Origin of the sequence: Saccharothrix sp. NRRL B-16314, assembly GCF_000716595.1 — a bacterium.
Classification (GTDB): domain Bacteria; phylum Actinomycetota; class Actinomycetes; order Mycobacteriales; family Pseudonocardiaceae; genus Actinosynnema.
In genome coordinates, this window is the sequence record NZ_JNXC01000002.1 from 282636 (window position 1) to 308337 (window position 25702).

Sequence of the window (25702 nt, forward strand, 5' to 3'; positions counted from 1 at the left end):
CTCCCCCTTGTCAGAGTTCTCGGTCATTTTGTAGCACATCTGCTATCAGCCGTACTACCTCCGATCATTGATGCCATATTTACTTCACGGCTTCGTGAATCTTCTGTACGTTGCGAAGGAGGTCCCTGAACGCACTGGGAGGTGTGCGAGATGACCGAAACGATGTTTTCCGAGCTGCCGTCCGCGCGCAGCACGCCGTTCGACCCGCCCGCGGAGTTGGGGTTGCTCCGCGGCACGGCGCCGATCAGCCGGATGAAGTTCCCCGACGGGCACCTGGGGTGGTTGGTGACCGGCTACGACCTCGCTCGCGAGGTGCACGCGGACCGGCGGTTCAGCAGCCGCTCCGAGCTGCACCACTCACCGCGACTGGTCGCCGGTCAGCCGATGGGACAACGGCCGCCTGCCAAACCGGGGATGTTCATCGGGATGGACGCGCCGGACCACACGCGCTACCGGAAGCTGTTGACCGGTCAGTTCACCGTGCGGCGGATGAACCTGCTGACACCGCGGATCGAGCGGATCGTGGCCGATCACCTGGCCGCGATGCGCGCCGCGGGCTCACCGGCGGACCTGGTGGCGGACTTCGCGCTGCCCGTGCCGTCGTTGGTGATCTGCGAACTGCTGGGGGTGCCTTACGAGCAACGCGAGTCGTTCCAGGCCGACACGGCGAGGGCGCTGCGACTGGACTCCTCGTTCGAAGAGATCATGGCGGCGTTCGAGCGGTTGGAGGCGTTCGTGCTGCGGCTCGCGCAGAGCAAGCACGCCACGCCGGGCGACGACATGCTGTCCGGGTTGATCGCCACCGGTGAGCTGACCGACGAGGAAGTCGCCAACATGGGGCTGCTACTCCTCATCGCCGGCCACGAGACCACGGCGAACATGCTCGGCATCGGCACGTTGCTGCTGTTGCAGCGCCCCGATCAGGTGGCCGCGTTGAGCGCAGACCCCTCGTTGGCGGACAACGCCGTCGAGGAGATGATGCGGTACCTGACGATCATCCAGTTCGGCACCATCCGGACCGCGCTGGAGGACGTCGAGATCGGCGGCCAGGTGATCCGGGCGGGCGAGTCGGTCTCGATCTCCGTGGCCGCCGCCAACCGGGACCCGGCGCGGTTCGAGCGGCCGGACGAGTTCGACATCCGCCGGCCGGCGTCCGGTCACCTCGGGTTCGGCCACGGGGTGCACCAGTGCCTCGGGCAGCAGTTGGCCCGGATCGAGATGCGCGTCGGGTACACCGCGTTGTTCCGGGAGTTCCCGAACCTTCGGCTCGCAGTGCCCGCGGCGGAGGTGCGGATGCGGGACGATATGGCGATCTACGGAGTGCACGAACTACCGGTGGAGTTCTAAGTGAAGATCGAAGTGGATCCGGACCTGTGCGCCGGGTCGGGCATGTGCGTGTTGACCGACCCGACGATGTTCGACCAGGACGAGGAGGACGGCACCGTCATCCTCCTGCAGCCGACGCCCGGCGCCGAGCAGGAGAAGAAGGCGCGGGACGCGGCGCACCTGTGTCCGGCCGGAGCCATCCGCGTGGTGGAGTGACGTGAGCTGCCGGGGCCGTCTTCGGGCGGTCCCGGCAGTGCTCGTTCCCCGGCCTTCCTCGGTGTGCGGCGCTCCGGGCGCTACAGCGCGAGGTGGATGCGCAGGGCTTCGTCCAACTGCTTGAGCACCGCGGGCGGCAGGCCGCCGATCCGGGCGCGGAGCCTGGCCGCGGCGACCGTGCGCACCTGCTCGGCCTGCGCCTTGGAGTCCGCGCCGAGCCCGCAGTCCTTGGCGGGCAGCAACACCTGGAACGGGTACACCTTCGCGGTGTTGGAGGTGATGGGCACGACCGTCACCACACCCCGGCCGCCCCGCCCGGCGACCCGGTTCGCCGCGTCGTTGCTCACGACCACGGCCGGGCGGATCTTGTTCGCCTCGGCGCCGAGCGACGGTTCGAGGTCGACCCAGTAGATGTCACCGCGGCGCATCGCGCACACCGTCCAGCGCGGTCACGTCCCACATGTCGGCGTCTCCCCCGGCTTCCCACTCTTCCCACGCGCTCGCGTAGGCGTTCTCCAGGCCCGCCTCACGCAACAGCGTGATCGCCTGGTGGATCACCGACGATCGTGACGCGCTGTGGTGTTGCCTAAGGTAGCGATCAACGAACTCTACGTCCTCCTCCGGGAGGCTCACACTGATTTTCATACCAGCGATGCTACCTCCGGTACTACCGGGCAGCTACCTCCGCCAGGCCGCTTCGCCGCGCGGTCTGCCACTTCAGCGGTGTCCCGTGCAACGCCTTGACCAGCGACTGGACCACCACGATGTACGTCAACTGCCGGTACACCAACTGCTGGAGCGGGTACGCCCAGAGCGACTTGAGCGACTCGCCGTCGAGCCGGAGCGCGTACCCGGCGCTCGCCGTCTGCACAGCCAGGAACGCGGTCCAGATCACCAGCGCCCACGGCGCGTCCGCCACGAACGCCCCGTACAGCACGTACACGTCGAGCACGGGCGCCAGCACCGGCAGCACGACGTGGAAGACGAGCAGGTACAGCAGGCCGAACCGACCCATCCGGCCGTCCTCGCGCAGCGCGCGCCGGTGCTTCCACATCGACTGGGACGTGCCGTACGACCACCGGTACCGCTGCTTGTAGAGCCCGCGCACGCCCGTCGGCACTTCGGTCCACGCGCGCGCCGCCGGTTCGTACACCACCCGCCACCCGGCGCGGGTGATCGCCATCGTCAGGTCGGTGTCCTCGGCCAGCGTGTCGGCGCTGATCCCGCCGACCTCGTCCACCGCCTCCCGGCGGAACGCGCCGATCGCGCCCGGGATGGTCGGGATGCACTCCAGCGCGTTGAGGATCTGCCGGTCCAGGTTCGATCCCGCGCAGTACTCCAGGTGCTGCCACCGGCCCAGCAGGCCGTTCCGGTTGGCGACCTTGACGTTGCCCGACACCGCTCCGACACCCGTGTCGCCGAGCGGGCGCACCACCTTGGACACGGTGTCCGGCTCGAACACCGTGTCGCCGTCCACCAGCACCAACGCGTCGTGCCGGGCCAGCGCGATGCCCGCGTTGAGGGCGGCGAACTTGCCCCGGTTCGGCTGGCGCACCACCCGCACGCCCGGCAGCCCCAGCGCTTCGACCACTTCGGCCGTGCCGTCGGTCGAGCCGTCGTCGACCACGACCACCTCCACCTCGGCGGGGTGCTCGGAATCCGCGATCGACCGGACGGCGGCGGCGATGTTCGCGGCCTCGTTGTAGGCGGGGACGACCACCGACACCGGGGGTGCGTGCGGCTTCACCTCGATCACCCGGTGCAGGCGGCGTGCGGTGTGGGCCAACCCCAGCTGCATCAGGGTGCGGAGCATCGCGAACACGGCGACGATCGCGCAGATGACGTTCAGGAGCGTGGCCAGCTCGTCGCCGTGGTGCTGCGCCCAGGCCTGGGCCGCGCCGGTCACCCGTGCGCCGAAGCCGGCGTCGGTCATCGCGGCGCTCCGGCCGGTCGCGGTCGTGAGGGTGGTGAAGCGGCGGTCGGGCAGTTCGTCGGCGAGCAGGCCGATCACGCCGGGAGTGGTGCTGGCCTCGTGCAGCCGGATGACGTGGTCGGGATCGTTCGCGGCGTCGGCGATGGCCTTGGTGTCGTAGTGGTGCAGGTCCGGCGTGTCGGGATCGGGCTCGCCCAGTCCGGTGTGGACGTTCGCGGCGGCGGCCACGGCGTTCCGCGCGAACGCCGTGCCCAACGTGGTCGCCTCACCCGTGCGGAACCCGGAGACGCCGACCTCATGCCCCTCCTCGACCATCCGCCGGACCAGGTCGGGGTGCTCGTTGACCTGGGCGCCGACCACGAAGAACGTCGCCCGCAGACCGCGTTCGGCGAGGGCGTCGAGCACCCGCGGCGTCCACCTCGGGTGCGGTCCGCCGTGGAGCACCAGCGCGACCGTTCCCCGGACCACCGGTTCGGCGGTGACGTCGGCTCTCGCGGGCTCGTCGGGCAGGGACGTGGCGTAGGCGTGGAAGCTCAAGGCGCCCATCAGCAAGCCGAGCCCCAGCAGCAGGGAAACCCAGTGTGCCCTCACGTGACGTGCGGCAGGACGGTCGTCGTGATCAACGCTGACAGGCCGAACAACGACGCCGCCAACGCGATGCTCACCGCCCGCACCAGTCCACGGCGTCTTCCCGTTCGATCTACGAAGACCTGTTCCCCCACCACGTTCCCCCCAGCCTCGCCGCCACGACCAGCAGCCCCACGCCGACGCCCACCGCGAGGTGGGGGAACGCGCGGACCACAGGCGGCGCGACGAGAATCGTCAACTCCCCCAAGGACTTGCCCTGCAACGCCGCAACACCCGCCACGAGTCCCGCGTACAACAACGGGGGCGCCGGCACCACGGTCCACCACCCGATCGGCCGCACCATCGCGGCGGCGAGCAACGCACCGGACACCACAAGGACGCCGAAGACGAGGCCAGGTTGCCCGCCGTCCAGGCGATGTGCGACGGCGGTGAAAACGGCCGACACGGCGAGTGCGGCCAAGCTCGGCAGATGAGCCATGCGGTCTGCCACTTCGTGCCCCCCAGCATCTGAATGGATCTATGTTGAGGACGCGAGGGGGTACTCGATGTTGAGTCGGGCTTTGACGGGCGTGGTGCGGAGCACATGGGTGTTGCTGTCGGTGGGGGTGCTGGTGGCGGCGGGGGTCGCCTGGACCACCTACCAGGATGTGGACACGGGGGTGCGGCGGTCGCTGGCGGTGCGGGCGGACGACGTGAAGTCGACGTCCGGGGTGAACGTGTTGGTGATGGGTCTGACGACGCGGCGGGACCTCGACGGCGGAGCGCCGCCGGACGAGGTGCTGGAGGCGCTGCACGCCGGTGACGTGGACCGGGGCGGGTACAACGCGAACACGTTGATCCTGCTGCACGTCCCATCCGACGGGTCCGCGGCAGTCGCGCTGTCCCTGCCGCGAGACAACTACGCGCCGCTGCTCGGCATAGCCGGTGGGCCGCAGCACGGGAAGGTGAAGGAGGCGTACGGGCGGGCGAAGGAGGCGGAGGAGCGGCGGCTCGCTTCCGAGGACGTGCGACGGGACCCGGCGGAGATCGAGTGGCTGGGGCGTGAGGCGGGGCGTCGGGCGCAGGTGGAGACCGTGCGGTCGTTGCTCGGGGTGCCGGTGGACCACATCGCCGAGGTGAGCCTGGTCGGGTTCTACCGGTTGGCGGAGGCGCTGGGCGGGGTGGAGGTGTGCTTGAACGCGGCGACGTTCGACGAGTACTCGGGCGCGGACTTCCCGGCGGGCAGGCAACACCTGACGGCCGCGCAGGCGATGGCGTTCGTCCGCCAACGGCACGGCCTGCCCAACTCCGACCTGGACCGCGTGCGTCGTCAGCAGGCGTTCATCAGTGCGGTGATGCACCGGATCCGTTCCGAGGGCCTCAACGCCCTGGGGCCGTTGGCGGAAGTCGCCAAGCAGTACGTGGTCCTCTCGGCCGACTGGGACGTCCTCTCGATGGCACAAGGAACCACGGGCATCCGCTTCCACACCCTGCCCCTGGAGAACGATCCGGCAGCAGACGCCCAGCCGACCATCCGCGCCGCCGTGACCGCCGCCCTGACCCCACCCGTCGGAACCTCGGGCGCCGGAACCCAACCGTCCCCCATCCCGTGCGTGGACTGAGGGCAGAGGTCATGGCCGGTGAGCGGTTCGGCAATTTCGCCATCCAAGTCATGGTGCCGGTCGCTCATTCGCGACGCTTTCGTCAGCTGGATGGCGGCAGCGCAAACCACCGGCACTGCTCGACCACCCGAAGTTCGCCGCAGGCAGCAAGTTGTGCGCACGCAGCATTGAGTTCCTCGTTCGCCGGAGAGGGGTGCCCACCGCTGGAAAGGAAAGCTTTGATCCGCCAGGCGTCGAAAGCCTCTACCACGCGGGCGGGACGGTCGGGATCGGCAACCAGGTCGACGTCCACCTCCCGACCACGCTCATCGGTCATGCGGCAGCCCACCCCATGAACCGAGTACTCGATGCCGCCGGCCGTTCGTCCCTCGCGGGCCATCGTCCCTTGAGAACGCACCGCGAACAGGATGTCCTGCACACCGGCCAAGCCGGGAAGATCCGCGAACAGCCGCGTCCGGATTTCGCGAAGCGCCACGACATAGCGCCGAACGGCATCAACAGCCGGCGAGGAGAACTCGTTCACGCCGGCAATCATGTCGAGCGGCTCCACTGGAACCCGCCAACCGCATCGCCCACCGGCTGCGCCGTGCCGACCACCGGGACTGGCGCGACGAGGTCACCGGCATCGGCGGCTGTGGCCAACCGATCCGGATGACGGGTCCGGCCACCTGCACCCTGCTCGACTGGCACGGCGGGGACGTGTTCATCCCCTGCGGCAACCGCCGCGAGTCCGTCTGCCCGTCCTGCTCTGGCCGGTACGCCGCCGACGCCAACCACCTGATGCACGCCGGGGTTGGCCGGCGGCTCCAAGGGCGTCCCCGCCTCGGTGACAGAGAAGCCTCGCGTGTTCGCCACGCTCACCGCCCCGTCGTTCGGCCCGGTGCACAACCGACGCGCCACAAACCGCGGGAAGGTCCTGCCCTGCGCGTGCGGCACCTGGCACTACCTCGACGATCCCGCCACCTGTGACAGGCCAACGCCAGTGGGCTGTGGCACCGCTTCGTCACCACGCTCAAGCGGGAGCTGATGAAAGCTGCCTGGCTCCCCGGTACACGAGTTCAAGCACCACGCTCGGCTCCCGTACGCCATCGTCGCCAAGTACCAGCGACGCACTTCCACGCCGTCGTCAACCCGGACGGACCGGGCAGCGTGAGCGAGCTCTTGGAAGATGAAAATGGACAACCACCTGGGCGGATGATCTACAGTGGATCTTGTAAGCAGCGTTTCCACTGGTCAGCTGGTGGGGCGGGTGGGGTTCGAACCCACGACCTGACGGATTATGAGTCCGCTGCTCTGACCGGCTGAGCTACCGCCCCCTGACGTGCGGTTCTGGAGGGTACAGATCCGGGTTCCCCCGCGTCTCGACAACCCGGTGCGGCGTGACCAAGCTGTGCACTCCGGTACTACGGGGCTCCGAGGTCGGCTGGTCGGTAACCCGTCGGGTAGCCGGGGTACGTGCGGTTCTTCGGGTCGTTCGTCAGGCGGGGTGTCCGGCGGGGCCTGAGCAGGCGGACTGCGTGCGCCCGCAGGCGCAGGACGGCGTGGGCCAGGGTGGTCAGCCAGGGCGGTTGCGGTGTGAAGCCGAAGGCGGTCAGCATGGGTTCGTCGAGCATGGCCAGCACCGCCCTCGACGTCAGCGCCCGCGGCACCGGGTACCAGGAGCAGAACAGGTCCAGGGTGTACTGCCCGATCGCGCGGTTCGAGTCGCTGTACGTGAAGTGCTCCTCCTCGTACGACCGCTTGAACGCCAGGTACGCGGAGTAGGTGGGCGGCAGGGACTTGATCCCCATCCGGACACCGACGGCCGAGTAGAAGTGGAACGCGGCCAGCCGCTCGTGGTCCGTCAACGGCCGCCAGCCGTACTTGGTGATCCACTCGATCGGGTCGAAGATGAACGTCGACAGCACGTACCGCATGTCGTCGTTCGAGATCTCGTACCGCCCGTGCAGCCGGTTCACCACGCGCAGCGCCTCCCGGCCGCGCGGCGAGTCGTAGCCGTGCTCCACCAGCTCCGCCATCAGCAACGCCGTGTCGTCGTACCGCTTCTGCGCCCGCCGCTCGAACTCGCCGGTCCGGGCCAGCAACGCCGAGATCGTCGGCACGCAGTACGTCCTGAACAGCGCGAACTCCAACGACCGCACGTAGTCCCACGGGAACTCGTACCCGGACGAGATGCGCATGATCTCGACGTGGTCGGTCTCCGGGTCCAGCGACGTGATCCGGCGGCGGTTGGCGAAGCGATCGGCCATGCGGATCAGCCTGCCGCAAGAATCCGCCGCAGCGGGGTGACATTCGGGTGACTCGCGGGTACCCCGACCCCATGACACGACAAAACCCCAGGTCGGGAGACCTGGGGTGTCATCGCGCTCCCCCTACTGGATTCGAACCAGTAACCCTTCGATTAACAGTCGAATGCTCTGCCGTTGAGCTAAGGGGGAATGTTCTGTTGTAGGCCGGGCCACCCGGCCCGACAGGTCGTTACTCTAGCGCATCCTCAACGGCGCTCGCGCACACCCCCCTACCGTTGCGGTAGGAAGGGTGGTGATCAGGCACGATCGGAGGAGAGGACACCTCATGAAGGGCATCCTGCTCGGCGCCGCCATCGGCTACGTCCTGGGGACGCGCGCCGGACGTCAGCGCTACGACCAGATCGTGCGCACCTACCGGGCCCTGGCGGACCACCCGGCCGTCCAGGGCGCAGCCGGCATCGTCCGCGCCAAGGTGAGCGAGACCACCGGTCTCGGCCGCCACCAGCCCCACGCCAACGGCCACCGTCGCGATCCGGTCATCCCCCGGGCGAACTGACCGTCCGGTGTCGTGACCGCCCCACCACCATTCGGGGCGGTCACGACACCAGGCACAGCGCTCACGGCACGCGGGCCACCGCGAAGACGCGGCGGAACGGGAACCACGTCGTGCCGTCCGCCCGCCGCGGGTACGCGGACCTGAGCATCGGCGCCAACTCCGCGCGGAATGCCGCCCACTCCTCGTCGCCCAACGCCGCCCGGATCGGCCGCAGCGCCGTCCCGGTGATCCACTCCAGCACGGCGTCCTCCCCCTCCAGCCGCTGCAGGTAGGTCGTCTCCCACGCGTCCACCGCACAGCCGTCCAGCACGGTCGCGTACCCCTCGGGGTCGAGCACCGGCGACGGCCGCATCAACCCTCGCAACGCCGGCCACGACGCGTCGACCAGCGACCGGACCAGCTCGTGCGACGGCCCGGAGAAGTTGCCCGGCACCTGCATCGCCAACCACGCACCGGACGGCAGCGCTCGCGTCCACCCGCGCAACAGGTCCTCGTGACCCGGCACCCACTGCAGGACGGCGTTTGTCACCACCACGTCGGTGTCCGGCGCGGGCTCCCACGACGCCACGTCGCCCACCCGCGCGTCGACGCCGCGCGCCCGCGCCTCGGCCACCATCTCCGGTGACGAGTCGAGCGCCTCCACCACCGCCGAGGGCCACCGCGTCGCCAGCAACTCCGTCAGGTTCCCCGGACCGCACCCCAGGTCGACGACCCGTCGCGGTGACGTGGCGCCGACCCTGGCCACCAGCTCGTGGAACGGGCGCGACCGGTGGTCGGCGAACGCGAGGTACTGGCCGGGATCCCACATGCGCACCCACTCCGAGGCAGACAGCAAGTACGGCTCACAGTACGCGCGTACTGCTAGCTGCGTCGAGGCTCAGGACTCGGGGCGGAGCTTCGAGATCTTCGCCGCCACCGTGGCCGCGACCTCCCGGACCCGTTCCACGTCGGCACCCGGGTCCGGCCGCACCTGCAGCACGACCCCGTCCCGCCCGGTCACCTTGCGCTGGACGAACCACGCACCCACGGTCTCGTTGTGGTCCCGCGACTTGATCGACGCGGTCACCCGCGCGTGCACGACCTCCGGCACCTTGCCCGGCGTCTCCAGCGGGAACCGCTGCGGCGCGAGGTCGCGCAGGACCACGGCCGCCCCCGCCGTGCCGTCCTCGACCGACTCGGTCACCGCCAACGCGTTCCCGCTCCACGTGGCCTTGCTGACCAGGTGCCAGCCGACCCGGCGAGGGCCCGGCAACCACAGCCCGTACGTCGTCGCCACCAGCCACTCCGAGCCGACCCCGGCGGACGCCAGCACGTGCTCGTCGCGCTCCAGGGCACCGGTGAACCCCTCGGGCGCACCCGACCCGAACACCTTCCGGAACAGTTCCCTCACAGCCCGCCCACCGCCTGTTGGCCCAACGCCTTGTGGTAGTCCTCCAGCGCGATGAGGTCGCCGAACAGGGCCCGGTACTCGTCGGGCTCCTCCACCGGCGACACCCGCCGCAACCGCGACTTGATCTCGGTGATCTGGCCGGACACCAGGATCTGCTGCAACCGCGCCAGCACGCTCTGCACGTACCGGTACTGGTCGTCCGCCTTGACCCGCAGCGCCTCGACGGACAGCTCGGTCAGCACCGACCGCACCGCCTGGTACCGGCACGCCTGCGACACCGCGTCCAGGAACGCCGGGCCCGACAGCCCCGAGGACGCGCCTCCCGCCTCCCGGATCGCCTGGTGCAACGCCAGGTAGGCGGGGTGCGTGAACGCCTCGTCGGGCAGCGAGTCGTAGTACGGCCCGGCCATCTCGGGCAGCTGCAACGCCGCCTTCAACGCCTCCCGCTGCGCCCACAGCGCCGGGTCGCGCGGATCGGGGCGCGTCGGACCGTCCACGTCGACCGCCAGCGCGCCCTGGTTCGGGTCGACGGGCTGCTGGGCGCGACGCGCGGGAGCACGGCCGGTCGCCGTCTCGCGCACCCGGCGCACCACGGCCGACTCGTCCTCCCAGCCGACCCACCAGGCCAGCCGCGTCGCGTAGCCGTCCCGCTTGGCCCGGTCCTTGATCTGCGCCACGAACGGCACCATCGTCTTCAACGCCTCGACCCGGCCGTCGACCGAGTCGAGGTCGTAGTCCTTCAGCCGGGTCTTGATGGCGAACTCGAACAGCGGCGTGCGCCGGGCCACCAGGTCGCGCACCGCCACGTCACCCTTGGCCTGGCGCAGCTCGCACGGGTCCATGCCGTCCGGCGCGATCGCGATGTACGTCTGCGCGGAGAACGCCTGCTCGCCCTCGAACGCCTTCAGCGCCGCCTTCTGCCCCGCCGCGTCACCGTCGAAGGTGAAGATCACCTCGCCGTTGACCGAGTCGTCGATCAGCAGCCGGCGCAGCACGTTCATGTGGTCGGCGCCGAACGCCGTGCCGCAGGACGCGACCGCCGTCGGCACGCCCGCGAGGTGCATGGCCATCACGTCGGTGTAGCCCTCGACCACCACGGCCTGCCGGCGCTTGGCGATCTCCCGCTTGGCCAGGTCCAGCCCGAACAGCACCTGCGACTTCTTGTAGATCACGCTCTCGCTGGTGTTGAGGTACTTGGCCTGGATCTGGTCGTCCTCGAAGATCCGGCGCGCGCCGAAGCCGACGACCTCGCCGCCCATGTCCCGGATCGGCCACAGCAGCCGGCGGTGGAACCGGTCGATCGGCCCCTGCCTGCCTTCCTTGCTCAGCTGGGCCTTGATCAGCTCGGTCAGCTCGAACCCGCGCCCGAGGAGGTGCTTGGTGAGCTTGTCCCAGCCGGCCGGCGCGAAACCGCAGCCGAACGTCCGGGCGGCGGCCTCGTCGAAACCGCGTTGCGCCAGGAACTCCCGCGCCGGCATCGCCTCCGGTGACGCCAGCTGCTCGGCGTAGAACTCGGCGGCGACCCGGTGCGCCTCGATGAGCCTGCTGCGGGTGCCCCGGTCCCGCTGGACGGTCGCGCCGCCGCCCTCGTAGGTCAGCTGGATGCCGGCCCGGTCGGCCAGCCGCTCGACGGCCTCCACGAAACCGAGGTGCTCGATCTTCATCACGAACGCGATGACGTCGCCGCCCTCGCCGCAGCCGAAGCAGTGGAACGTGCCGTGCGACGGCCTGACGTTGAACGACGGCGACTTCTCGTCGTGGAACGGGCACAGGCCTTTCAGCGCGCCGCCGCCGGCCCCGCGCAGGGAGACGTGGTCTCCCACGACGTCGTCGATCCGGCTCCGGTCACGCACCAACGCGATGTCGCTGTCCCGGATGCGTCCTGCCACGTCGAGCGAGTCTAGTGCTGGCAGACTGGTGCTCGTGACCGCAGCCGAGCAGACCCTGGCTTCGACCTTCACCGGCCACCGCTCGCACCTGGTCGGCGTGGCCTACCGGCTCACCGGCAGCGTGGCGGACGCCGAGGACGCGGTGCAGGAGGCGTGGCTGCGGCTGACGGGTCTGACCGAGGAGGCGCGGGGCGGTATCCGCGACCTGCGCGGCTGGCTGACCACGGTGGTCGGGCGGATCTGCCTGGACCGGCTGCGGTCGGCGGCGGTGCGGCGGGAGCGGTACGTCGGCCAGTGGCTGCCCGAGCCGTTGATCACCTCCGGCGAGGACGACCCGTTGGACGCGGTGGTGCGCGACGACGGCGTGCGGATGGCGGCGCTGGTGGTGCTGGACCGCCTCACGCCCGAGCAGCGGGTCGCGTTCGTGCTGCACGACGCGTTCGACGTGCCGTTCGCGGAGATCGCCGACGTGCTGGGCTGCACGGTCGCCACGGCCCGCCAGCACGCGTCACGGGGCCGGCGGGCGGCAGCCGACGCCGAGCCCCCGCCGCGGGTGGCGCTGGACGAGCAGCGGGAGCTGCTGGAGCGGTTCCTCCAGGCCATGGCCTCCGGTGACGTGGACGCGGTGATCAGCCTGCTGCACCCGGACGTGGTGGTCGTCGGCGACGCCGGCGGCAAGGCGAAGACCGCGATCAACATCGTCACCGGCCCGGAGAAGGTGGCGCGCTTCCTGCTCGGCCTGCTGCGCAAGTACGGCGGCAAGATGGACGGGCGGCCGGTGCTGGTCAACGGCGACCTGGGCCTGCTCTACCCGGCGCAGGGCGACCTGACGGCCCGGGTGGGCGCGTTCGCGGTGCGGGACGGCCTCGTGACCGGCGTGTACGACATGTCGAACCCGGACAAGCTCGGCCACGTGCCGTTCCCCGATCCGCACCGCGAAGACCCCGGCGGGCTCAGCCGACCAGTGCCCGCCAGGTGATCGGCCCGGCGTTGCCGTCGACGACCAGCCGGTTGACGCCCTGGAAGGTGCGCACCGCCGTGGTGGTGATCGAGCCGTAGGCGCCGTCCACCCGCAGACCCGCACTGCGCTTGTTCAGCGCGGTCTGGAGCCCGCGGACGTGGTGGCCGGCGGCGTCCTCGCTCAGCGAGTACACCAGCTTCGGCCACGTCGCCGGGCCGACCTGGCCATCGGCGACGAGGCCGTTGGCGGACTGGAACCGCTCGACCGCGCTCACCGAGACCGAGCCGTACTGGCCGTCGACCACGAGTCCGGAGCCGCGCTGGTTCATCAGGTGCTGGACGACCGACACGGTCGCGCCGCGCGCGCCCGGGTCGATCCTCGGCCAACCGCCACCGAGGTCGACGCCCCGGGCGGACAGGAAGGTCACCGGGTTGACGGTCGGACCCAGTCCACCGGAGTGGACCTCGAAGTGCAGGTGCGGACCGGTCACGTTGCCCGTCGCACCCATGTCGGCGATGCGTTGGCCCGCTGAAACGGCTTGGTTGAGCGAAACCCGGTACGTGTCGAGGTGACCGTAGTAGGTGTAGGCGCCGCCGCCGTGGGAGATGACGATCCCGTTGCCGGTGCGACCGCTCAGGCCGCCACCCCACTGGCGGCGGATCACGGTCCCGGCCGCCGCGGCGTAGACGGCGGTGCCGGTGGAGTTGGTGATGTCCTGGCCGGCGTGCGGGCCACCCGACCGCGGCGCGCCGTAGTAGCCGCCGGCGGGGAAGTAGCCCAGCGCCGGGTTGCACCACCTGGCGTCCATCAGCGTGGCCGCCGAGGCGGGCGTCGCCAGTGAGGTCAGGCCGATCAGGGACACCCCGGCGCCGAGCCCGAAACCGGCGAGGAGCCGACGGCGGGACACACCCTGGTTCGACAGCTCTTCGCCGGCCGTACCGCATGATTCACACATGTCGCTCCCTCGAGAAAGCCGGCAACCATCTCGAGATGATGTTAGTGAATCACTCACTGTTGTCCAGCCCTCGGGGGCTACGGCATCGGCACCCGGCAGGCGTCGCCCGAGGTGAAGCCCTGGTCGGTGATGCCGAACGCCGAGTTGAACCGGCCCCGCTGGTTCTCCAGCGCGATCAGGTACGTCAGCTCCACCAGCCCCTTGTGGCCCAACCGCCGGTCGAGTTCGGCGACCTGCTCGTCGGTGACGGCGGTGGGCGTCTCGGTCATCGCGTCGGCGTAGGCGAGGGCCAGCTTCTCCAGCTCGGTGTACTTGTCCGAGTTCCGGTAGTCGTGGATCTCCTTGAGCCGGTCGATGTCCAAGCCCTCGTGCTTGATCAGCATGGTGCCGAAGTCGACGCACCACGAGCAGCCGAGCTTCACCGCGGTCAGGTAGACCACCAGTTCCCGCAGCGAGACGGGCAGCGTCCTGGCGCCCTTCTCCACGGCCATCTCGTGCCGCGCGCCCGCGACGAACAGCTTCTGGTGGTGCGCCGTCACGGTGAACGGCTCGGGCACCGCGCCGAAGCGCTTCCTGGCGAACCGGTAGGCGAACCTCACCAGCGGGTTGGCCTGCTTGGTCGTGACGCCCGGGATCCTGGGCATGTCCCCTCCTCGTTTCCGGTCTTCACCCGGTGGACGAGGAGGGCACCTCAAACGTGACGAGTCGCGGGAATCAGGGCTTGGCCACCTGGGCGAAGAAGAAGATCGCGCCCGTGTCGACGTGCCGGACCAGCAGCAGGTACGGCCGGTCGACGCGGACCGTGCGGGCGGGCTCGGCCGGGATGAACGACGTCATCCGCATCACCACCGCGGTCGCCGCCGCGCCTTCGAAGCCCTGCTCGTCCAGCCGCAACACGGCCTCGTGCACCACGTCGTCCACTCGCAGCCGGGGGTCGGGACTGAGCCCGGTGAGGTCGGCCGCACCGGTGAACATGGTGCGCACGCCCACCTGCCGCAGCGCGTCGCCGAGCGACACGTTCACGGACAGGTCCAGCTTCGGCAGGAACAGCTCGACCCGGTCCCGGTCCAGCGCCTCCAGCACCTCGGGCACGCCTTCCGTGCCACCGAGGTCGCCTTCGGGCAGCAGCACGACCGCCTCGACACCGCCGCGCGCGGACAGCGCCACGGCCTCCCACCCGGCGCGCTGCGCGTAGCGCATGCTCCCTTCACGACGCATGGTCGTGACGTTCCCGGCACCTCGGAACGGCAGGTCGGCGGTGTCGTGCTCCGGAAACTCCTCGCGCCACGCGCACTTCAGGTACAGCGCGTTGACCAGGGTCGCGACCGTCTCGGCCGTGATCGCGCCGGCCGTCAGCAGCTCCGGGATCAGCTGGTTGGTCGTCTCGGCGACGTCGGCGTTGATGAGCTTGCGCGCACCCTCCGGGTCTTCGGCGAACGGCGCCGAACGCGCCTCCGCGCCCGGCCACCCGGCCAGGTCGGTGAGGAAACCGTCGTTCAGCGGCAGCTCGTCCGACGCCCACAGCGTGTTGGCCACGGCGAACTCGGCGTCGTCACCGACCACCGCGTCCTTGAGCACCTTGGCGTGGTCCTCGCCGAGGAGCGCGACCAGTTCGGCCTCCGTCCCGCCCCGCGCGGCCTGCGCGGTCAGGCCGAGCGCGCTGGCCACCGAGTACGGCGACCAGCAGGCGTTGCGCGTGCGATCAGGCGCGACGGCGTCGTGCAGCGTGAGGGCGAACGTCAGGTGCGCTCGATCAGGCACTGGGTCTCCTTGACCTCTACGGGCTCGTCCGGGATCGGACGTTCACCCGCGCCGCTCGTCGGTCCGAACGGCTTGGGGTGGCGTGGTTCCCGCACGCCGGCGGAACCGCCGTCCGGCTCGTCGTCGTCCCACCCGTTGTCGGGCGGCCCCGCGTCGAAGCCGACCGGCACCCGCTCGCGTTCCGGCCTGCGCCACCGTCGGCCTGGCGGTCGTGTCGCATCATCACCCATGACATCGAGTGTGCCACCGGTCACACGAGTCCGGGGGAGCCGTTCGCCAGCGAACGCCGCCACGCGACGGCTTGGGCGTCGGTCAGCGAGGCCACCTGGTCCACCACGACGCGCAGCCGTTCCGCGTCCGACCCCGCCGCGGCCCACGCCGGGCGGAACGCCGGGTCGAGCGTGTCCGGCGCGCGTTCGAGCAGGAGGTGGACCAGCTCGGCGACCAGTTCCCGTTGCAGCGCCTGCATGGCCAGCCGCGACGGGTCGCTCATCACGTACCGCACCGCGACGGCCTTCAGCAACGCCACCTCGGCCGCTACTTGGGGCGGCACGACCAGGTCCGCCCGGTAGCGGGTCAGCGGGCCGTCACCGTGCACCTCGCGGGTGGCACCGACGGCGGCCGACGCGAACCGGCCGACCAGCTCGCTGGTGAGCCGCTTCAACGCGACCTGTGCGCGCAGCGAGCCGTCGTACTCGGCGAGTTCGGCGATGACGGGCAGTTCGAGCAGTTCGACGGCGGTGGCTTCGAGCGTGGAGGCGGGCTCGTCGGAGAAGTGCTTGGCGGCGAGGCCCGCGATGGCCGCCCGTTCCGCCGGGTGACCGAGGGCGGACAGGTGGATCCGGTGCGCGAGCACGCCGTCCTCCACGTCGTGCACGGAGTAGGCGACGTCGTCCGCCCAGTCCATGACCTGGGCCTCCAGGCAGCGCTTGCGGTCCGGAGCGCCCTCGCGCAGCCAGGTGAACACGTCCAGGTCGTCGTCGTAGGCACCGAACTTCACCATGCCGGGACGCCTGGCCCACGGGTACTTCGTGGCCGCGTCGAGGCACGCGCGGGTCAGGTTGAGGCCGTTGGCGGTCTTCGGCTCCAGGCGGGTCAGGATGCGCAGCGTCTGGGCGTTGCCCTCGAAACCACCGCACGGGCCGGCCAGCTCGTTCAGCGCGCGTTCCCCGTTGTGCCCGAACGGCGGGTGCCCGATGTCGTGGGCCAGACCGGCCGTGTCGACCAGGTCCGGATCGCACCCCAGCTCCTCGCCGATGCCCCGGCCGATCTGGGCGACCTCCAGCGAGTGGGTGAGCCGGGTGCGCGGCACACCGGTCACCTCGGCGCCCTCGTTGGGGCCGACGACCTGGGTCTTGCCCGCCAGCCGGCGCAGCGCCGCCGAGTGCAGCACCCGCGCCCGGTCGCGGGAGAACGGCGTGCGCCGCTCCGTGCGCGCACCGGGCAGCACCGCTCCCTTGGGCGACTCCGGGAGCAGCCGCGCGGAGTCGTGCCCGGTGTAGCCCTCGATCATGTGCCCGGCCTCATCGGCCCAGGGTAGAGCCTTACAGCAGGATGCCGTCGAACGCGCCGGCCGGTGCCTTCATCAGGTTGTAGTAGAGCAGCGCGCCGGTCTCGCGGCGGATGTAGAACAGCTGGGTCTCGCGGGTCTGCACGTTCGGCCCGCTGCGGGTCGGCGACGTCCACGCGGACAGGCCCTCGTCCTCGGCCATCGTGCGGGCCCGCAGGGAGTGCCACGGGTCGCTGACGATCACGGCGGTGGTGAGGGACTTGTCGCGGGCGGCGGCGGCGAGCGCCCGGATGCTGCCCAGCGTGTCGGTGCCCTCCCCGACCTCCAGGATCCGGTCGGTGGGCACGTCGTTCGCCTCCAGCCACATCCGGCCGGCCTCGCCCTCGGTGAAGTTGTCACCCGGCTGCCGGCCGCCCGTGGTGGCGATGTAGCTGACCACGCCCTGCTCGTAGAGCCGGCGCGCGTGCTCCAGCCGTGCCTCCAGCACCTCGGACGGCACGCCGTTGTACTGGGCGGCACCGAGCACGACCGCCATGTCCGCGTGCGTCCGGTCGTCCTCGCGGGCCACCTGCCACACGCGGAAAGCCGTGCCGCCGACGACGAGGAACCCGATCACGAGACCACCGAGCACGATGCGAGTCACGAGCCGGCGGAGTCTCGGCAGGAACGTCACGACGGGGAATGATTCCACACCCGGTCGGGGGACAGGAGTGCCAGGATCGAACACATGGCAGCAGACCAGCCGACGATCGTGGCGACCTCAGGTGGTTTCCGCGTCGGGCACCGCACACCACTGGAGTTCCACCGACTCGTCCACCACGCCGTCGACCTGTCCGGCGTGCACGGCCGCAAGCCGCGGTTGTGCTACGTCGGGACGGCCGCGGGCGACCAGCGCTCGTTCAACGCGAACCTCTCCGAAGCCGGTCAGCTGGCGGGTTGGGAGGTGTCGCACCTGAACCTGTTCACCATGCCGCCCTCGACGGACCTCACCGGATGGGTCGGCGAGCACGACCTGGTGTGGGTCGGCGGCGGTTCGGTGGCGAACCTGCTCGCGGTGTGGGCGGTGCACGACCTCGGGTCGGCGCTGCGCACGGCGTGGCAGAACGGCGTGGTGCTCGGCGGGGTGTCGGCCGGGTCGATCTGCTGGTACCTGGGCGGCTCGACGGACTCGTTCGGGCCGGAACTGCGGGTGATCACGAACGGCCTGGGCTTCCTGCCCTACGGCTGTGGCGTCCACTACGACTCGGAGGCGGCGCGCAGGCCGACGATCCACGAGGCGGTCGCGTCGGGCGTGCTCCCGGTGACCCACTGCACCGACGACGGCGCCGGCATCGTCTACCACGGCACGACGCTGGTGGAGGCGGTGTCCGAACGGCCTTCCGGCGGCGCCTACATCGTCCGCCGCGACGAGTCCTCCGGAACCGCGCAGGAGGAAGCGCTCGACGTCAGGCGGTTGTGAACCGGACTGCCGGCAGCACCGCGCCCCTCCGCGCCGGTCGAAGTCAGTCGCGGGTTTCCGCGAGGTGCCCTTCGATGCGCCGCCGGATGCCGACCGCGCGGGGGTCGTCGTGATCCGCCAACAAGCGGAGCGCGGCGTTCCAGTGCACGACGCTCAGCCCGGCATCGCTGTCACGCAGCGCCGCCGCCAGCCCGTTGAGCGACATCGCCTCGTACCACGTGTGCCCGACCTCCCGGAACACGGCGATCCCGGAACGGTGGAAGTCCGCCGCTTCGTCCTCTCTGCCCAGTCGTCGGTATGCGGTGCCGGCTCCGTGCCACGCGAGCGATTCCCGGATCCGGTCGCCCAGGCGCCGGTGCAGTACCGCGGACCGCTGGTAGGAAGGCAGCGCTTCAGCCGGCCGCCCCAGTGCCACCTGCGCGTCGGCCAACGTCAACAGCCAATAGCCTTCGAGCACGTGGCTTCGCAGGTCCAGAGCGAGTTCGACCGCTTGCTGCGCCACGCGAAGCGCCTCACCCGCATTGCCCTGATCGAGGTGGATCCGGCCGAGCAGGTGCAAGGCGTTGCCGATGCCGCGCTTGTTCCCCTGCGCCTGGTGAACGGCCAGCACCTGCTCTATGTCGGCAGCCGCCTCGGCGTAGCGACCGGCCTGGTGCCGCACGGTCGCGAGGTTGCCCAGGACTACCGCGCCCCAGTGCACGGAGCCGAGCTCGCGGTAGAGCGATTGTGCCTGCGCGAAATGCTCTTCGGCCGCCTTCAGCTGACGCCATCGCAGATGGGCGCTGCCGAGCGCGTTCAACGTCTCCGCCTGTCCGGCCGAATCACCCGATTCGCGCCGGATCTCGAGTGCGCCGCGGTGGTTCTTCAGGCTCTCGGACAGGTTGTTGACCTTGACGTAGGCGAAGCCGAGGCTCTGGAGCAGCGCTGCTTCGCCTTGTGCGTCGCCGACCCGTCGGACGGCTGCCAGGCCCGCTTCACCGATCGGCAGCCACTCTGCGGTCGGCGTCGAGGGTGCTTTGGCACTCCAGAGCACGAGAGCCAGTTGCCAGGCGTGCCGGTCGAACCCGTGCTTCACCGCGACCTGCACGGCGGGCAGGAAATTGCCGTGCTCGTGTTCCGCCCAGTCGACTGCGGCATCGTACCCGGCGAAAGGCTGCACGACGATGTCGTGGCGAGGTGGGCCGATCGCCACTCGATTACGTTGAGGCATGATCAGGGCCTGCGCCGCATCCGCGGCCCGCAGGTACCAGTCGAGCACCCGTTCAAGGGCCGCTGCTCGCGTTTCCGGCCTCTCCTCCACCTGCAGTTGCTCGATGGAGAAAGCACGCAGAAGATCGTGCATCTCATACCGACCCGGCGTGGTCTGCTCTATTACGTGCATGGTGACCAGTCTGTCCAGCAGTTGTCGGGCACGGCGGACGCTGGTGCCGGCGAGCGCGGCAGCGGAGTCGATACCGAATTCGTACCCCGGATGCATCCCGAGCAGCCGGAAGAGTTGCGAGCACTCGGCCGACAGTGCTCGGTACGACCAGGCGAAAACAGGGCGGACCGAATCCTCTTCCCCCATGTCGCCCACGCTCAACGCATCCCACAGGGCCGACTCGTCCCGCAGTTCTTCTATCAACCCGGCGAGGGGTTGACGAGGGTGTATGGCAGCGCGTTCGGCGGCGATCCGCAGGGCGATGGGCAGCCTGGCACACAGCCGGGCGAGCTCGGCCAGTTGCTCCACGCCATCCGCGGGCCGGTATCCCGTCATGACCTCTTGCAGAAGCTTGACGCTGTCGGATTCGGTCAGCCGCCCGATGGTCACCCGCCGCGCGCCATCGTGAATGGCCAGACCGGACAGTTGGCTGCGGCTGGTGACAATGGTGAGGCATCGGGAGCCGCCTGGAATCAGCGGTCTCACCTGGGCTGCCGTGGCCGCGTTGTCCAGCACCACCAGCATCGTCCGGTTCGCGAGCAGGGAGCGGTACATGGCGGCGGCGATCTCGACGTCGTCCGGGATTGCCGCGGATGGCACGCCGAGAGCGACCAGGAAACGACTCAACGCCGTGAAGGGCGCCAATGGGACGCCCGGGTCGTACCCACGCAGGTTCACGTACAGCTGACCATCGGGGAAACGGTCGGCCAGGTGGTGCGCGTACCGCAGGGCGAGCGCGGTCTTACCTGCCCCCGCAGTACCGGAGATGATCTGCACGGCCCCACCGACGGGCTGGTCGGAACCGCCGGAAATCAACTCGGCGAGGTTCCTGATCTCTTCGACTCGATTGACGAAGATGCGCAGCTCCGCCGGCAGTTGACGCGGAGGCCCTTCACCCGCCGGTGCGAGCACATCCGCGACCCCGTGATGGATGTGCACACCGCCACTGATGCTGGCCGCCTGCACCACGTCACGGGAGCTTCCGGACATCTGCGAATGCGTCTCGCCGAAGCGCTCGTCACGGTTGCCGCGGGGGTCGATCGGGAACACCTCCTTGCGGTCTCACAGTTGTAATGGGGGCAGGCGGTCCACGTAATCGATCACGTCCTCGCCTGTCCCGTAGAGGTCGTCGATGAAATCCGTCCAGGTGCGGATGATCGTCGGATCGGTGAAGCGGACAGCTCCGTCCGGCACTCCGGAGTCGGTGTAGAGGACTTCGTAGAGCGTTCGCCCGCCCAGAATTACGACTTCCGGCAGCAGTCCGCCACCCTCGCGTTCGGCCAGGGATTCCGCGCTCACCACCCGGATGGGCTTGCCGCATTCGGCCTGGACCCGCAGCGATCGCAACTCCCACTGCAAGTACGGCGAAAGGGGTTCCGCGACGACACGGACGCGGTGGAACACCGTACCCCTGGCCAGGTCTTCGCGGACCGAGTCCTCGAACTCCCGGCGCCGTCCTTCGAGGATCCTCATCGCCTTGCCCCAGTCACCTTGCCGGAACGCGTTCCGACCGGCGGAGTTCTCCTCGAAGTGCTGTCGCCGCTCGAACTTCCAGGAGTCGGCGTTGCTCACCTGACCGCGCCGCGCCCGGAATTCCGCCTTGTACTCCGCGAGGCCCAGTCGTGTGCCATCGACCCGGTCGAGGACCAGTGCTCCGGTGTCATGCATCGGCGATGTGCGGTTTCGCGGCACTGAGAATTCCGCCGGGAATGATTACCAGTCGCTCGTCACGACCTATTCTCACCTCTTCCGGCAAGCGCGACCGGTAAGCCTCGGTGAGATCACGCCCGATTACCGCCACATCCCCGTTGTCGAGCTCCCAGATCTCCGGACAGCCGTCTTCATCCTCAGAATGAGGCGGATCCAACTCGACCGCCCGTTTCCCCAGCCGCCGTGTGAAAGAGGCCGATTCGTCAGCTTCCCATCTACGATTCATGAGGCTTCCCCACGATTGACGGGCACAATAGTTCGTTGAGGTAACTATTTGTGAGCGTACTGCCGTCGTCGGGTGGCCGCAATGCGCCGGCACGGCCTCTTGTCTCTACCAGGTGAAAGGGCAAGCTCACAGTCGGTAACCGTATGGGCGACACTCGACCGACCCTGCCCGGTTGATGCTCGGACCAACATCCGCAGACCAGAAGGGGCGCGACAACTCGGCCTTTCAGCGCGACCGCACACGCTGCGCAATGCTCGACCACAGCTGTTCACCCTGATAGATGAAGGTCCTGCGTCGATTCGGGAGCTTCCCGGACACGGTCCGACACGACGTGAGCATCGGAAACAAGTCACCCGGTTGCGCTGCTTTGGCCGTGAGGGCGCGACGGTGGCGAACTCCCCACGATGCCAAGGCCGTCAAGGTCGTCGGCCTGACCGAGGCCTGTGACACGGCTTCGGACACCGCTTCGGTGCGGCTGAGGCGTTGGCTCAACGTGGCACACAAGCGTTCACGATCGCGGCGGGGTCCCGGTGAGTGGGCTGGCGTCGTTCAAACGTCTGCTCCATGCCCTCATGCCCACGCCAGACACCGCCGCAGGGCAGGGCGTGGCTTGGTGGAGCACGACGCCCGAGGACAGCGCGAGTGGCACGAGCGCCACCGCGCCCAGCCCACCCGCCGCGGACCGCGCCGAAATGCCGAATACCGAGTGCCGAACCAGAGCGGAAGGAGAGCCGACCAGCGCGGAGCGCGGGAATACCTGGCCTGAAGTGGTGCAGCACGCGGACGTCGACGTCATCATCGCCAGCGCGAGGCCGCCAACCGCGAGCTGTCCGAGGCCGGCGCCGCCCGGATCACCCTGGTGCCGCTGACGACCACGCGGCTCCTGGAGGCCCACGGCCCGCAACGCGCCCTGCTGGTGCGGCTCGACCGTCAAGTACAAGGAGTGCTGTGGCCGCCGGCACCGCGACTGAGCGTGCGCTAGTTGAGGGCGGCGAGGGTGAACGACGCGGCGGCGGCGAGCGAGAGCAGCGACCGGAGGTGGTTCATCGGCACCCACTCGCGCAGGTAGCGGGTCCAGTAGTCGGTGGTGGCGAGGCGTTCCAGCTCGTTGTTGCGCGGGATGTGGAAGGCGCCGGTGAGGATGATCCCGCCCAGCACGTACAGCGTCGCGCCCGCCCACGCCCACGGGTCGCCTTCGAACGCCGCCACGACGCCGACGACCGCCGTGCCGACGAAGACGCCGATGAACGCGGGGTTCACCACGGCGAGGTTGATCGCCCTCATGGCCGCGATCCCGACTTCGGGCTCGGCTCGCCGCAGACCGGGCATGACCATCGCGGAGAACGCGAAGAAGACTCCTGCCATCATCCCGCAGCCGAGGGCCGCGATGATCGTCACCGTGGGGAACATGCGACCAGTCAAGTCGACCTGGGGTGGACCTTCCATGGCCTGAACGCTCGAAGGCATACGCGGGCGTCTCTAGGCTGGGTTCCGTGGATGCTCTCGCCGGGTTGTTGGACGGGCCGCGCGCCCGTGGCGCGTTCCTGATGCGGACCGTCCTCGACCCGCCGTACTCGGTGCGCATCGAGGACCGCGCGCCGCTGTGCGTGGTGGCGCTGGTCCGCGGTGACGGGTGCCTGCTGGTCGGCGACGGCGCGCCCGTGCCGCTGCGCGCCGGTGACGTGGCGGTGGTGCGCGGACCCGAGCCGTACACGCTGGCGGACGACCCGGCCACGCCCGTGCAGGCGGTGATCCACCCCGGCGAGATCAGCACCACGCCGGACGGCGCCGCCCTGTGCGAGCAGTGGGGCCTGGGCGTACGGACGTGGGGCGCGAACCCCGACGGCGCGGTGGTGATGCTCAGCGGCACCTACCAGCTGGACGGCGAGGTGAGCCGGCGGCTGCTGTCGGTGCTGCCGCCGTTCCTCGTCGTCCCGCGCGCGGAACTGCCGCTGGTGCCGCTGCTGGCAGCGGAGATCACCCGTGACGAGCCGGGTCAGGAAGCCGTCCTCGACCGGATGCTCGACCTGCTGCTCATCTCGGTCCTGCGGGCGTGGTTCTGCCGGCCGGAGGCGGACACGCCGAGCTGGTACACGGCACACGCCGACCCCGTGGTGGGGCGGGCGTTGCGGCTCCTGCACAGCGACCCGGCGCGACCGTGGACGGTCGGTTCGCTGGCGGACGCGGTGGGGGTGTCGCGGGCGGCGCTGGCCCGGCGGTTCACCGAACTCGTCGGCGAACCGCCGATGGCCTACCTGACCGACTGGCGGCTCACGCTGGCCGCCGACCTGCTGCGCGAACCGTCGGCGACCGTGGGCTCGGTGGCCCGCCAGGTCGGCTACAGCACCGCGTTCGCGTTGAGCACGGCGTTCAAGCGGGAACGCGGCATCAGCCCGTCCGAACACCGCGCCACCACCTGAACCCGTGAGTCCTACGTTCAGAACGCGAGAGTCCTACGTTCAGGACCCCCGAATTCAACGCTCAGAACCGGCAGGACTTGGTCACGCGCCGATCAGGCGTGCGGCGAGGTAGCCCTCCAACTGGTCCATCGACACGCGCTCCTGCGACATCGTGTCCCGCTCCCGCACCGTCACCGCGTGGTCGGAGAGGGTGTCGAAGTCGACCGTCACGCAGAACGGCGTGCCGATCTCGTCCTGCCTGCGGTAGCGGCGGCCGATCGCGCCGGCGTCGTCGAACTCGATGTTCCAGTGCTTGCGCAGCGCGTTGGCCAGGTCCTTGGCCTTCGGCGACAGGTCGGCGTTGCGCGACAGCGGCAGCACCGCGGCCTTCACCGGCGCGAGCCTGCGGTCCAGCCGGAGCACCACCCGCTTGTCCACACCGCCCTTGGCGTTCGGCGCCTCGTCCTCCGTGTACGCCTCCAGCAGGAACGCCATCATCGGCCGGCCGACGCCCGCGGCGGGCTCGATCACGAACGGCCGGTAGCGCGAGTTGGTGGCCTGGTCGAAGTACGACAGGTCGACGCCCGAGTGGTTCGAGTGGGTGTTCAGGTCGAAATCGGTGCGGTTCGCGATTCCTTCCAGCTCACCCCACTCCTGGCCGCCGAACTGGAACCGGTACTCGATGTCGACGGTGCGCTTCGAGTAGTGCGAGAGCTTTTCCTTCGGGTGTTCGTAATGCCGCAGGTTCTCCTTGGAAATACCCAGCTCGGTGTACCAGCGGCTGCGCTCGTCGATCCAGTACTGGTGCCATTCCTCGTCCGTGCCCGGCTCGACGAAGAACTCCATCTCCATCTGCTCGAACTCACGGGTGCGGAAGATGAAGTTGCCCGGCGTGATCTCGTTGCGGAAGCTCTTGCCGATCTGGCCGATGCCGAACGGCGGCTTGCGGCGCGACGTGGTCTGCACGTTCAGGAAGTTCGTGAAGATGCCCTGCGCGGTTTCCGGGCGCAGGTAGTGCAGGCCCTCGTCGGTCTCCACCGGGCCGAGGTACGTCTTGAGCAGCCCGTTGAACATCTTCGGCTCGGTGTACTGGCCGCGGGTGCCGCAGTTCGGGCACGGCACGTCCGACACGTCACCCTCGGCGACGACCTTGCCGGTGCGCTCCGCGTACTCCTCGACCAGCGTGTCCTGCCGGAACCGCTTGTGGCACGAGTTGCACTCGATCAGCGGGTCGACGAACGCGTCCACGTGGCCGGACGCGGCCCACACCTCGCGGGGCAGGATCACCGACGAGTCCAGGCCGACGACGTCCTCGCGGCCCCGCACCATGAAGTTCCACCACTGGCGCTTGATGTTGTCCTTCAGCTCGACACCGAGCGGACCGTAATCCCAGGCCGACCTGGTGCCGCCGTAGATCTCGCCGCACGGGTACACGAACCCGCGGCGCTTGCACAGGCTGACGACGGTCTCGATGCGATCGGCTGCCACGGACACTCCATCGGGAGATGCAGAAAGGTATGGAAACGGGCTTGCCAGCGTAGTCCTCCCCGGCC

28 protein-coding genes, 2 tRNA genes and 2 pseudogenes are annotated in these 25702 nt (G+C 69.7%); 10 read left to right on the plus strand and 22 right to left on the minus strand.

What is annotated here, in order from left to right; translation table 11 throughout:
- Nucleotides 1-150 precede the first annotated feature (150 nt).
- A complete protein-coding gene (locus OQ02_RS06270) occupies nucleotides 151-1347 on the plus strand; it encodes a cytochrome P450 (RefSeq protein WP_033437278.1) in 1197 nt (398 codons plus the stop codon).
- Complete coding sequence (locus OQ02_RS06275; protein WP_033437279.1) at nucleotides 1348-1542, plus strand: ferredoxin; 195 nt, start codon at nucleotides 1348-1350, stop codon at nucleotides 1540-1542.
- A gap of 80 nt (nucleotides 1543-1622) precedes the next feature.
- Here the strand turns inward: OQ02_RS06275 and OQ02_RS06280 are convergent, their stop codons facing one another.
- The 4 genes from OQ02_RS06280 to OQ02_RS40755 form a co-directional block, all read right to left on the minus strand.
- On the minus strand, nucleotides 1623-1970 hold the full coding sequence (locus OQ02_RS06280) for a type II toxin-antitoxin system PemK/MazF family toxin (RefSeq protein WP_033437280.1): 348 nt from the start codon (nucleotides 1968-1970) through the stop codon (nucleotides 1623-1625).
- The gene (locus OQ02_RS06285) at nucleotides 1957-2187 is read right to left on the minus strand and encodes a ribbon-helix-helix domain-containing protein (RefSeq protein WP_033437281.1); all 231 of its coding nucleotides are present in this window, start codon (nucleotides 2185-2187) and stop codon (nucleotides 1957-1959) included. Before OQ02_RS06285 ends, OQ02_RS06280 begins: the two co-directional genes overlap by 14 nt.
- Nucleotides 2188-2209: 22 nt before the next feature.
- On the minus strand, nucleotides 2210-4066 hold the full coding sequence (locus OQ02_RS06290; RefSeq protein WP_033437282.1) for a glycosyltransferase: 1857 nt from the start codon (nucleotides 4064-4066) through the stop codon (nucleotides 2210-2212).
- 109 nt (nucleotides 4067-4175) lie between these two features.
- On the minus strand, nucleotides 4176-4541 hold the full coding sequence (locus OQ02_RS40755) for a DUF6542 domain-containing protein (RefSeq protein ID WP_051771929.1): 366 nt from the start codon (nucleotides 4539-4541) through the stop codon (nucleotides 4176-4178).
- Between the two features lie 109 nt (nucleotides 4542-4650).
- Between OQ02_RS40755 and OQ02_RS06300 the strand changes: the two genes are divergently transcribed.
- Nucleotides 4651-5664 carry an LCP family protein gene (locus OQ02_RS06300; protein ID WP_231499893.1) on the plus strand — a complete coding sequence of 338 codons (1014 nt, stop codon included), beginning with the start codon at nucleotides 4651-4653 and terminating at the stop codon, nucleotides 5662-5664.
- Nucleotides 5665-5746: 82 nt separating this feature from the next.
- On the opposite strand, the gene OQ02_RS40760 is transcribed toward OQ02_RS06300, so the two are convergent.
- Complete coding sequence (locus OQ02_RS40760; RefSeq protein ID WP_156076901.1) at nucleotides 5747-6187, minus strand: DUF6896 domain-containing protein; 441 nt, start codon at nucleotides 6185-6187, stop codon at nucleotides 5747-5749.
- A gap of 56 nt (nucleotides 6188-6243) precedes the next feature.
- Here OQ02_RS40760 and OQ02_RS47115 point away from each other — a divergent pair.
- Nucleotides 6244-6432: pseudogene (locus tag OQ02_RS47115) on the plus strand (replication initiator); the annotation flags it as partial.
- Nucleotides 6433-6490: 58 nt separating this feature from the next.
- Nucleotides 6491-6691, plus strand: a complete 201-nt coding sequence (locus OQ02_RS46920; RefSeq protein ID WP_331281523.1) for a hypothetical protein — start codon at nucleotides 6491-6493, stop codon at nucleotides 6689-6691.
- 211 nt (nucleotides 6692-6902) lie between these two features.
- Here the strand turns inward: OQ02_RS46920 and OQ02_RS06310 are convergent.
- From OQ02_RS06310 to OQ02_RS06320, 3 genes are all read right to left on the minus strand, one after another.
- A tRNA-Ile gene (locus OQ02_RS06310) sits at nucleotides 6903-6980 on the minus strand.
- 87 nt (nucleotides 6981-7067) lie between these two features.
- Entirely contained in the window at nucleotides 7068-7913 is an 846-nt protein-coding gene (locus OQ02_RS06315) for an oxygenase MpaB family protein (protein WP_033437284.1), read from the minus strand.
- Nucleotides 7914-8030: 117 nt separating this feature from the next.
- Nucleotides 8031-8102, minus strand: a tRNA-Asn gene (locus tag OQ02_RS06320).
- A gap of 136 nt (nucleotides 8103-8238) precedes the next feature.
- Between OQ02_RS06320 and OQ02_RS06325 the strand changes: the two genes are divergently transcribed.
- On the plus strand, nucleotides 8239-8469 hold the full coding sequence (locus tag OQ02_RS06325; RefSeq protein ID WP_033437285.1) for a hypothetical protein: 231 nt from the start codon (nucleotides 8239-8241) through the stop codon (nucleotides 8467-8469).
- Nucleotides 8470-8530: 61 nt separating this feature from the next.
- On the opposite strand, the gene OQ02_RS06330 is transcribed toward OQ02_RS06325, so the two are convergent.
- The 3 genes from OQ02_RS06330 to dnaG form a co-directional block, all read right to left on the minus strand.
- Complete coding sequence (locus tag OQ02_RS06330) at nucleotides 8531-9277, minus strand: trans-aconitate 2-methyltransferase (protein ID WP_033437286.1); 747 nt, start codon at nucleotides 9275-9277, stop codon at nucleotides 8531-8533.
- A gap of 69 nt (nucleotides 9278-9346) precedes the next feature.
- Complete coding sequence (locus OQ02_RS06335; protein WP_231499894.1) at nucleotides 9347-9859, minus strand: hypothetical protein; 513 nt, start codon at nucleotides 9857-9859, stop codon at nucleotides 9347-9349.
- Nucleotides 9856-11748 carry a DNA primase gene (dnaG, locus tag OQ02_RS06340; RefSeq protein WP_033437287.1) on the minus strand — a complete coding sequence of 631 codons (1893 nt, stop codon included), beginning with the start codon at nucleotides 11746-11748 and terminating at the stop codon, nucleotides 9856-9858. The genes OQ02_RS06335 and dnaG overlap by 4 nt, the downstream gene beginning before the upstream one ends.
- On the opposite strand from dnaG, the gene OQ02_RS06345 reads away from it, so the two are divergent.
- Nucleotides 11735-12727: a sigma-70 family RNA polymerase sigma factor gene (locus OQ02_RS06345; RefSeq protein WP_051771935.1), complete on the plus strand. Its 993-nt coding sequence runs from the start codon at nucleotides 11735-11737 to the stop codon at nucleotides 12725-12727. The genes dnaG and OQ02_RS06345 overlap by 14 nt on opposite strands.
- Here OQ02_RS06345 and OQ02_RS06350 read toward each other — a convergent pair.
- The 6 genes from OQ02_RS06350 to OQ02_RS06375 all read right to left on the minus strand — a co-directional run bounded on the left by OQ02_RS06350 (nucleotide 12702) and on the right by OQ02_RS06375 (nucleotide 17578).
- Nucleotides 12702-13664: a peptidoglycan-binding protein gene (locus OQ02_RS06350; protein WP_033437288.1), complete on the minus strand. Its 963-nt coding sequence runs from the start codon at nucleotides 13662-13664 to the stop codon at nucleotides 12702-12704. The two genes, OQ02_RS06345 and OQ02_RS06350, sit on opposite strands and share 26 nt — an antisense overlap.
- 77 nt (nucleotides 13665-13741) lie before the next feature.
- A complete protein-coding gene (locus OQ02_RS06355) occupies nucleotides 13742-14308 on the minus strand; it encodes a carboxymuconolactone decarboxylase family protein (protein ID WP_033437289.1) in 567 nt (188 codons plus the stop codon).
- Nucleotides 14309-14378: 70 nt separating this feature from the next.
- Nucleotides 14379-15425, minus strand: a complete 1047-nt coding sequence (locus OQ02_RS06360) for a serpin family protein (protein ID WP_033437290.1) — start codon at nucleotides 15423-15425, stop codon at nucleotides 14379-14381.
- Nucleotides 15404-15655 carry a hypothetical protein gene (locus OQ02_RS06365; RefSeq protein WP_156076902.1) on the minus strand — a complete coding sequence of 84 codons (252 nt, stop codon included), beginning with the start codon at nucleotides 15653-15655 and terminating at the stop codon, nucleotides 15404-15406. Before OQ02_RS06365 ends, OQ02_RS06360 begins: the two co-directional genes overlap by 22 nt.
- 20 nt (nucleotides 15656-15675) lie before the next feature.
- Nucleotides 15676-16938, minus strand: a complete 1263-nt coding sequence (locus OQ02_RS06370) for a deoxyguanosinetriphosphate triphosphohydrolase (RefSeq protein ID WP_033437292.1) — start codon at nucleotides 16936-16938, stop codon at nucleotides 15676-15678.
- Between the two features lie 31 nt (nucleotides 16939-16969).
- Nucleotides 16970-17578 carry a YdcF family protein gene (locus tag OQ02_RS06375; RefSeq protein WP_331281524.1) on the minus strand — a complete coding sequence of 203 codons (609 nt, stop codon included), beginning with the start codon at nucleotides 17576-17578 and terminating at the stop codon, nucleotides 16970-16972.
- An 84-nt stretch (nucleotides 17579-17662) separates the two neighbouring features.
- Here OQ02_RS06375 and OQ02_RS06380 point away from each other — a divergent pair, with 84 nt between their 5' ends.
- On the plus strand, nucleotides 17663-18394 hold the full coding sequence (locus tag OQ02_RS06380) for a peptidase E (RefSeq protein WP_033437293.1): 732 nt from the start codon (nucleotides 17663-17665) through the stop codon (nucleotides 18392-18394).
- A gap of 43 nt (nucleotides 18395-18437) precedes the next feature.
- Here OQ02_RS06380 and OQ02_RS06385 read toward each other — a convergent pair whose 3' ends face one another.
- Genes OQ02_RS06385 through OQ02_RS42205 form a run of 3 tightly spaced genes read right to left on the minus strand, consistent with a single transcriptional unit; the run spans nucleotide 18438 to nucleotide 21750 of the window.
- Nucleotides 18438-20864 carry an ATP-binding protein gene (locus OQ02_RS06385; protein WP_033437294.1) on the minus strand — a complete coding sequence of 809 codons (2427 nt, stop codon included), beginning with the start codon at nucleotides 20862-20864 and terminating at the stop codon, nucleotides 18438-18440.
- Nucleotides 20865-20876: 12 nt separating this feature from the next.
- Nucleotides 20877-21482, minus strand: coding sequence for a DUF6879 family protein (locus OQ02_RS06390; protein WP_033437295.1), 606 nt, complete (start codon nucleotides 21480-21482; stop codon nucleotides 20877-20879).
- On the minus strand, nucleotides 21475-21750 hold the full coding sequence (locus tag OQ02_RS42205) for a hypothetical protein (protein ID WP_081915422.1): 276 nt from the start codon (nucleotides 21748-21750) through the stop codon (nucleotides 21475-21477). The genes OQ02_RS06390 and OQ02_RS42205 overlap by 8 nt, the downstream gene beginning before the upstream one ends.
- Nucleotides 21751-22649: 899 nt before the next feature.
- On the opposite strand from OQ02_RS42205, the pseudogene OQ02_RS47120 reads away from it, so the two are divergent.
- Nucleotides 22650-22721: pseudogene (locus OQ02_RS47120) on the plus strand (SEC-C metal-binding domain-containing protein); the annotation flags it as partial.
- 7 nt (nucleotides 22722-22728) lie between these two features.
- Here the strand turns inward: OQ02_RS47120 and OQ02_RS06400 are convergent.
- On the minus strand, nucleotides 22729-23148 hold the full coding sequence (locus OQ02_RS06400) for an anthrone oxygenase family protein (RefSeq protein ID WP_197043226.1): 420 nt from the start codon (nucleotides 23146-23148) through the stop codon (nucleotides 22729-22731).
- Between the two features lie 95 nt (nucleotides 23149-23243).
- Here OQ02_RS06400 and OQ02_RS06405 point away from each other — a divergent pair, with 95 nt between their 5' ends.
- The gene (locus OQ02_RS06405) at nucleotides 23244-24170 is read left to right on the plus strand and encodes an AraC family transcriptional regulator (RefSeq protein WP_033437298.1); all 927 of its coding nucleotides are present in this window, start codon (nucleotides 23244-23246) and stop codon (nucleotides 24168-24170) included.
- An 81-nt stretch (nucleotides 24171-24251) separates the two neighbouring features.
- Here the strand turns inward: OQ02_RS06405 and OQ02_RS06410 are convergent, their stop codons facing one another.
- Complete coding sequence (locus OQ02_RS06410; RefSeq protein ID WP_033437299.1) at nucleotides 24252-25637, minus strand: glycine--tRNA ligase; 1386 nt, start codon at nucleotides 25635-25637, stop codon at nucleotides 24252-24254.
- Between the last annotated feature and the right edge of the window lie 65 nt (nucleotides 25638-25702).